The sequence below is a fragment of the Actinomyces marseillensis genome (genome assembly GCF_900155605.1).
Taxonomy (GTDB): Bacteria; Actinomycetota; Actinomycetes; order Actinomycetales; family Actinomycetaceae; genus Pauljensenia; species Pauljensenia marseillensis.
The window spans coordinates 463,141-470,333 of sequence record NZ_LT707420.1 but is presented as its reverse complement, the minus strand read 5'-3'; the positions used below and the strand labels follow the sequence as shown (position 1 = coordinate 470,333).

General features: G+C 62.8%; 5 protein-coding genes and 1 pseudogene. 4 read left to right on the top strand and 2 right to left on the bottom strand.

Annotated features, from left to right (window positions below):
* The 3 genes and pseudogenes from murJ to BQ8011_RS02015 form a co-directional block, all read left to right on the top strand.
* On the top strand, positions 1-2,677 hold a 2,677-nt coding region (murJ, locus tag BQ8011_RS02025; RefSeq protein ID WP_077209682.1), incomplete at its 5' end, for a murein biosynthesis integral membrane protein MurJ.
* A 26-nt stretch (positions 2,678-2,703) separates the two neighbouring features.
* Positions 2,704-3,636: a thioredoxin-disulfide reductase gene (trxB, locus tag BQ8011_RS02020; RefSeq protein ID WP_072457053.1), complete on the top strand. Its 933-nt coding sequence runs from the start codon at positions 2,704-2,706 to the stop codon at positions 3,634-3,636.
* Between the two features lie 3 nt (positions 3,637-3,639).
* A pseudogene (locus BQ8011_RS02015) lies at positions 3,640-3,885 on the top strand (LLM class flavin-dependent oxidoreductase); the annotation flags it as partial.
* A 36-nt stretch (positions 3,886-3,921) separates the two neighbouring features.
* Here the strand turns inward: BQ8011_RS02015 and BQ8011_RS02010 are convergent.
* Entirely contained in the window at positions 3,922-5,826 is a 1,905-nt protein-coding gene (locus BQ8011_RS02010) for a heavy metal translocating P-type ATPase (RefSeq protein WP_077209661.1), read from the bottom strand.
* Complete coding sequence (cmtR, locus tag BQ8011_RS02005) at positions 5,823-6,191, bottom strand: Cd(II)/Pb(II)-sensing metalloregulatory transcriptional regulator CmtR (RefSeq protein ID WP_072457049.1); 369 nt, start codon at positions 6,189-6,191, stop codon at positions 5,823-5,825. Before cmtR ends, BQ8011_RS02010 begins: the two co-directional genes overlap by 4 nt.
* 179 nt (positions 6,192-6,370) lie before the next feature.
* Here cmtR and BQ8011_RS02000 point away from each other — a divergent pair, with 179 nt between their 5' ends.
* Positions 6,371-7,111: an LLM class flavin-dependent oxidoreductase gene (locus BQ8011_RS02000; protein ID WP_072457047.1), complete on the top strand. Its 741-nt coding sequence runs from the start codon at positions 6,371-6,373 to the stop codon at positions 7,109-7,111.
* Positions 7,112-7,193 lie beyond the last annotated feature (82 nt).

Genomic DNA, 7,193 nt, shown 5'->3' with positions numbered 1-7,193 from the left:
CTTCGTGGTGGCTTTTGTTTCGACCCTTCTTGCGCCACTTCTCATCATCATCATGGCGCCGGGCTACAGTATGGAGATTCGCTCCCTTGCGGTTTCCTTCGCCTTCTTGTGTTTGCCGCAGATCTTTTTCTACGGGCTGTATAACCTGCTCGGTGAGCTTCTCAATGCCCGTGGAGTTTTCGGCCCCTATATGTGGGCGCCGGTGCTCAATAACGTCATTGCGATCGCAGGTCTGACCGCTTTCTTGGTTCTGTGGGGTTCCCACGAAGACTTCGCCATCACGGACTTCACCTCCCCGCAATTCTGGCTCTTGTCGGTGACAACGACCCTGGGCGTCGTGTGCCAGGCACTTGTTTTGTTTATCCCCATGAGACGAGCGGGAATCTCATTCAAACCTGACTTCCACTTCCGTGGGACTTCTTTCGGTTCGGCCTCGAAGGTTGCAGGCTGGACATTTGCGACCTTGGGCGTGTCCCAGGTCGGTGTTCTCTCAACGAACGCCATCGCCTCGATTGCGGATAACTACCTCAACCAGAATCCCCAGCCCATCGCGGGTCTGGCCGGATATTCGGCTGCATTTTTGATCTTCATGCTCCCGCAGTCGGTCATTACCGTTTCTCTTGCGACCGCAATCTTCACACGATTGAACTACGCGGTCGCCGAAGATAACGACGAGGAAGTTGCCGAGCACTACCACACGGGTATTCGCCTCATTACCTCCCTAACGGTTCTTGCTGCCGCGATCTTCATGGCGGGCGCTGCCCCGATGATGCAGCTGGTCGTCACCAATACGACCCGGCCCGAACTGATCTCTTCCTACGCGCTGATCCTGGTTTCCCTCATGCCCGGCGTGGCCTCGACGGGAATCGTGCTGATGAGCCAGCGCGTCTTCTTCGCTTACGAGGACGCAAAACCCGTGTTCCTCATGGGCATTGTCCCCACGATTTTGCAGATCATCGTTGGGTGGTCGATTTACTTTGCGACGGGCGTGCGCTGGTGGGTGATCGGCGCGGCTCTTGGCGAAACAGTGTGCCGCATCGTTCAGGGTTTGATTGCGATGCGTTGGGTTGGTAATCGCAATCGCTTCGTCAATTCTTCGCTCATTGTGCGCTCCTACCTGACCTACGTCTGCTGCGCGGTTGTGGCTGGAGTCGTCGGTTTTGGCGTGCTGTGGCTCATGGGAATCTACACGACGATTTCTTCGAAACTGGTGCGCTGGCTGGTATCTGGCGTGAAGTTCGGGGTCGTCGCAATCGTTGTCACCGTGATCTACATGCTTGCGATGCGTTTCATCAACCCGCAAGAATCTGCAACCAGTATTCGTCCTCTGCTCACTCGTCTGCGTCTCCCCGCAGCACTGTGTGCGTTCCTTTCGGCCGCGCCGTCGGCGCAACGTCCCGAAAGCATTCATAATAGGCTGGCAGCATCACGCAAGGAGGAAGTCATGTCCGCTGAGGATCACCGCACCCCTGCCGAAGGTATGCCTCGCTGGGTTCCGCTCTCCGTCGACCTCTCCGTGCCTGCTTTCGATGAGATCGTCAATCCCGATGCGCCGCATGAGTCGGCTCCCGCGCCGCAGACTCCCGCGCCGGCAGTTCCTGCCTCGCAGCCCACGCTTCCCCAGGAGAACCACGCTTCCCGAGGCCGCGTCGAGATGAGCCAGGCCAAGCCTGAGCTTCCCATTGTTCCCACCCTCCCAGCTACAGCGCGCGTCTACGACCTCGATGCGACCGCGCCTGCTGGTATTCCCTTGGGTGCTGCAGCTGCCGAGGCCGCGGCGGAAACTTCCGCCGCAAAGTCTCCTTCAACGCCTTCTCCTTCTCGTATCCCCGCACCGCATCCCAAGGGTTTTGCTGAGGGTGCTGTTGTGGGCGGCGCTGCTGCTGCCGAGGGTGTGGCGGCGACGGCTGCTGCGCGCGTCAGTCACGCTGGTGCTTCCTTCGCAGGTAGCGGCCACAGCGGTGGGACCGGTGGCGGAAACGGCGGCGGCCGAGGCGAAGGTGGCCGCGCACAAGGATCACCGGCCTCGGGCGGCGAAAGCGCGGAGCGCGGAATTGATCCCACGCGCCCAACGATTATCTTTGCCGCAGTGCTGACGGTCCTCGCTACCATTTGGGCGGGTGCAACTGTACTCAGCCCGGTCAAGCACTCCGGTGTTGACGACATCGTGAACCAAGCGAAGAGCGCTTCGCCTTCGGCTTCCGCATCGGCTCAGCCTTCCGACAATCCTTCACAGACGACAACTGTGACACCGGTGATCTCCAGTGTGTCTGTGCTGTCGTGGAAGGATGACAAGGGCGACCACGAAGAAATGGCCGTCAATATGATCGATGGAGACGCAAAGACCAGCTGGCACTCGCGCTACTTCGATTACAACCAATTCCTAGACGACACCGCGGTCACCGTGCTCGTGAAGTTCGAGAAGAAGTCAACGGTTTCTGAAATCACCTTGACGATGGATCCCTCGACGAGTGGCGGTGAAGGTGTTGTTCGTGCTGTAGATCCCAATTCACCTCGTGCGGGAACAGAAATCGCAACCACGACGTTCTCCCCCACAACGGACATCAAACTGGCACATCCCGTGGAGACCGATGCCATCAGCATTACCTTCCGCAAGATGCCAACCTCGCAAGATGGTCGCGCGTGGGCGTGGATCAGCGAGCTGTCAGTGAAGTAACCCGCAACCTGCCCATAGGAGACACCATGTCTGAAAACATCCGTGACGTCGTTATTGTCGGTTCTGGCCCCGCGGGGTACACGGCGGCTATTTACACTGCTCGCGCGGGTTTTAAGCCCGTCGTTGTCGCCGGTGCGCTTGCAGCCGGTGGTGCTCTGATGAATACCACCGAGGTTGAGAACTTCCCGGGTTTCCCCGAGGGAATTATGGGCCCGGACCTCATGGACCAGATGCGTCAGCAGGCTGAAAAGTTCGGCGCGGAAGTGCGCTACGAGGATGCCTACGCGCTTTCTCTTGAGGGCGATATCAAGACGATCACTCTTGAGGATGAGACCCTCCAAGCGCGCACGGTGATTCTGGCGACCGGCTCTGAATACCGCCACATGGATGTGCCCGGTGAACAAGAGTTCTCTGGTCGTGGTGTTTCCTACTGCGCGACCTGCGATGGTTTCTTCTTCCGTGACAAGCACCTGATCGTTGTCGGTGGTGGAGATTCCGCCATGGAAGAGGCCACCTTCCTGACGAAGTTTGCCTCGAAGGTGTCGGTTGTTCACCGTCGTGACCAGCTGCGTGCCTCGAAGGCAATGGCTGATCGTGCCGCGGCTAACCCGAAGATCGAGTTCGTGTGGAATTCCGTTGTCGAGGAAGTTCTTGGAGATTCTTCGGTGACGGGTGTGCGCCTGCGCAACACCGTTGATGGTTCCGAGAGTGTCCTGGAAGCTGAAGGCGTTTTCGTTGCGATCGGGCACCTTCCCCGCACCTCGCTGATCGCCGATCAGGTGGCCTTGGACGAGGCGGGCTACATTGTGGTCAACGATCCGGGGACCGCAACCAATCTCCCGGGTGTTTTCGCCTGCGGTGATGCCGTTGACCATACCTATCGTCAGGCAATTACCGCTGCGGGTTCCGGTTGCCGTGCTGCCTTGGATGCGCAGCGCTGGCTCGAATCTCAGGTGTAAGTATTGAAGGCCTTCGGTTTCCTGAGCTTTGGACACTCCGCACGGGACGGAAGGCGCGGACTGAGCGGGCGCGATGCCCTTCATCAGGCTATTGAATTGTCGGTCGCTGCCGACGATCTAGGTGTCAATGGCGCCTACTTCAGAGTGCATCATTTTGCGCCCCAGGGTGCCTCACCCATGCCCTTGCTCTCCGCGATTGCTGCCCGCACAAAGCATATTGAGGTCGGTACCGGCGTCATCGATATGCGCTAGCACATGTCTGAGTCATGACGTTCGATGCCACCCCTATCGTTTGTGGGCACGCGCTGCGCGCAGCCCGTTGGCGATAACGACGACCTCGGCGACCTCGTGGACGAGGACGACCGCGGCTAGGCCGAGTACGCCGGTGATGGCCAGCGGCGGCAGCACGGCGATGATCGCCAGGGACAGCACGATGTTCTGGTTCATGATCGCCCGGCCGCGGCGGGCATGCCGCAGCGCCTGCGGGATCAGGCCGAGGTCGTGCCCGGTGAAGGCGACGTCGGCAGACTCGATCGCGGCGTCGGAGCCGGTCGCGCCCATCGCGATGCCCACAGTCGCACCGGCCAGGGCGGGGGCGTCGTTGATGCCGTCGCCGATCATCGCGGTCGGCGACGTCTCCGAGAACCCGGCGACGATGCGAGCCTTGTCCTCGGGACGCAGCTCGGCGTGCACGTCGCCGATCCCGGCCAGCTTCGCCAGCGCAGCAGCGGTGCGGGAGTTGTCGCCGGTGAGCATGCTCACCTCGACGCCCTGGTCAAGCAGGGTCCGCACGACCTCGGGGACCTCGGGGCGCAGCTCGTCGCGGACGCCGATCGCCCCGGCCAGGAAGCCGTCGACGGTGACGAGCACGCAGGTCTGGCCCTCGGCCTCCAGGTCCTCGACCCGGGCCTTGAGCGGACCGGCGTCGATCCAGCGCGGACTGCCCACCGCCACCCTGCGGCCGTCGACCAGGCCACCGATGCCGTGCCCGGCCTCCTCGGCCACGTCCTGCGCGGCGAGGTCCCCCTGGCCCGCGGCGGCGATGGCGGCGGCGAGAGGATGCGTCGAATGCTGCTCGACGGACGCCGCCCAGGCGAGCACCTGCATGTCGTCGAACCCGTCGGCGGCGACGACGGCGGTGACCTCGGGCCGGTTGCGGGTCAGGGTGCCGGTCTTGTCCACGGCGAGGTGGCGGATGCCGCCGAGGCGCTCGAACGCGGCACCGCTCTTGATGACGACGCCGAACTTCGTCGCCGCCCCGATCGCGGACACCACGGTGACCGGCACCGCGATCGCCAGCGCGCACGGGCTGGCGGCGACGAGGACGACCAGGGCGCGGGTGATCCAGGTCTCGGGGTCGCCGAGCAGCGATCCGAGCACGCCGACCAGGACGGCGAGGACCATCACGCCGGGCACCAGTGGGCGGGCGATCTGGTCGGCGATGCGCGCACGCTCGCCCTTCTCTGCCTGGGCCTGCTCGACGAGCTCCACGATGGTGGTCAGCGAGTTGTCGGTGCCCGCCGCGGTCGCCTCGACCTCCAGCACTCCGGCTGTATTGATCGCCCCCGCCGAGACCGCGTCATCGGGGGCGACCTCGACCGGGATCGACTCGCCGGTGATCGCGGAGGTGTCCAGGCTGGAGCGTCCGACGCGGACGATCCCGTCGGTGACGACCCGCTCGCCCGGACGGACCAGCAGCACGTCGCCGACGGCGATCTCCTTGGCCGGGACCTCCACCGAGGCACCGTCGCGCAGCACGGTCGCGGTCTCCGGCACGAGCTTGAGCAGCGCGCGCAGGCCGCCGCGGGCGCGATCCATCGCCTTGTCCTCCAGGGCCTCGGCGATCGAGTACAGGAACGCCAGCGCGGCGGCCTCCTCCACGTAGCCGAGGATGACCGCGCCGACGGCACTGATCGTCATCAGCAGCGCGATCCCGAGCTTCCGCTTGGCGAACAGCTTCCGCAGCGCGCCGGGAACGAACGTGTACGCGCCCAGCAGCAGGCCCGCCCAGAACGCGACCAGCGCCGCGACGTGCAGCCCCGACCACTCCAGCACCAGGCCGGTGCCGAACGCGACCCCGGAGAGGATCGGCACCACCAGGCCCGGGTCGCGCCACCACGGGCGCTCGGTCTCCTCTGCCTCTTCAGCGGCGTTGGTGGTCGGCTCGTCGCAGCCGCAGGCGGCGCTCACGAGGCGTCCTCGGAGCCGCTCGGACTGCAGCAGCCGGGCACCGAGCAGTGCGGGTCGATGCACGGGGCGCTCTCGTCCACCGCCAGCGTCACGTCCATCAGTGCCGTCAGCGCCGCGGCCAGGTGCGGGTCGGCGATCTCGTAGCGGGTCTGCCGCCCCTCGGGCTCAGCGACCACGATGCCGCAGTCGCGCAGACAGGTCAGATGGTTGGACACGTTCGAGCGGGTCAGCCCCAGCTCGCGCGAGAGCACGGCGGGGTGGCTCGGGCCGTCGAGCAGGGACATCAGGATCCGGGAGCGCGTCGGGTCGGCCATGGCCCGGCCGAGCCGGTTCATGACGTCGAGGCGCGAAGCAATAGTCAGCATGCACTGAACTGTACAGTGATAGCTGACCAATAGTCCAGTTGCAGGGGCTGCCGCACGCGCTCCGCGCGCTTGCCCTCGGGAATCACGGTCACCTCTCGCGCCACCTCGTTCGTCTTCCTCAGCGACACCAGTTCAACCATGCAACCAAGCTTAGGTGAACCGGTGTTTGCAACCGCCATATGTGCTACGAAAACCCGCTGTACTTGGCTGAGGAAGCTGCTGCACTGGACCAGATCGCTGATGGCCGCGGTGGCGATATGGCTCGCGAGAAGTTCTATCGTTTTCTCGAGGCCATTGAGGGGAAGGGGATGGCAACTGCCGCGCCTGAGGACCAGCAGTATCCACTGATGGTCCAACCCGGTTCGCCTCTGCCGATTTTCCCTCACTCTGAGGGCCTGCGTCAGCGAATCTGGTGGGGTGCAGGTTCGAACTATTCGGCTGAGCTCAGTGCTCGCGATGGTGTCAATATGATGAGCTCGACCCTGGTCTTTGAAAGCGATGATCGCAGCTTTGGCGAGATCCAGGGCGAACAGATTGCACTCTACCGGGCGGCATGGAAAGAAGCGGGACACTCGTGGACACCTAGGGTTTCCGTTTCGCGTTCGATCTTTCCATTGCTCAGCGCGAAGGATCGCGGAATGTATGGCTTGGAAGCATACTCAAGCGATCAGGTCGGACGTTTGGATATGGGAACAGCGACTTTTGGCCGTTCCTATGCCGCTACGCCCGATGTTTTGATCGAGCAGCTTCAGGCCGATCCGGCTATTGCTGCAGCGGATACTTTGTTGCTGACAATTCCCAACCAGCTGGGGTTTGAAGAGAATCTGTCGATTATTAGCAACTTTGCGAAGTATGTTGCTCCTGAACTGGGGTGGATTCCAGCCGATCAGGGTCCGGTGACGGGTTATCCGATTCAGTGAATCTGTCCATGGCAAGGCTCGTGTGCCACTAGGTGGATTGAGTTAATTGCCCGCGTGATTGAGGGGCTGACGTGCCGGTGCC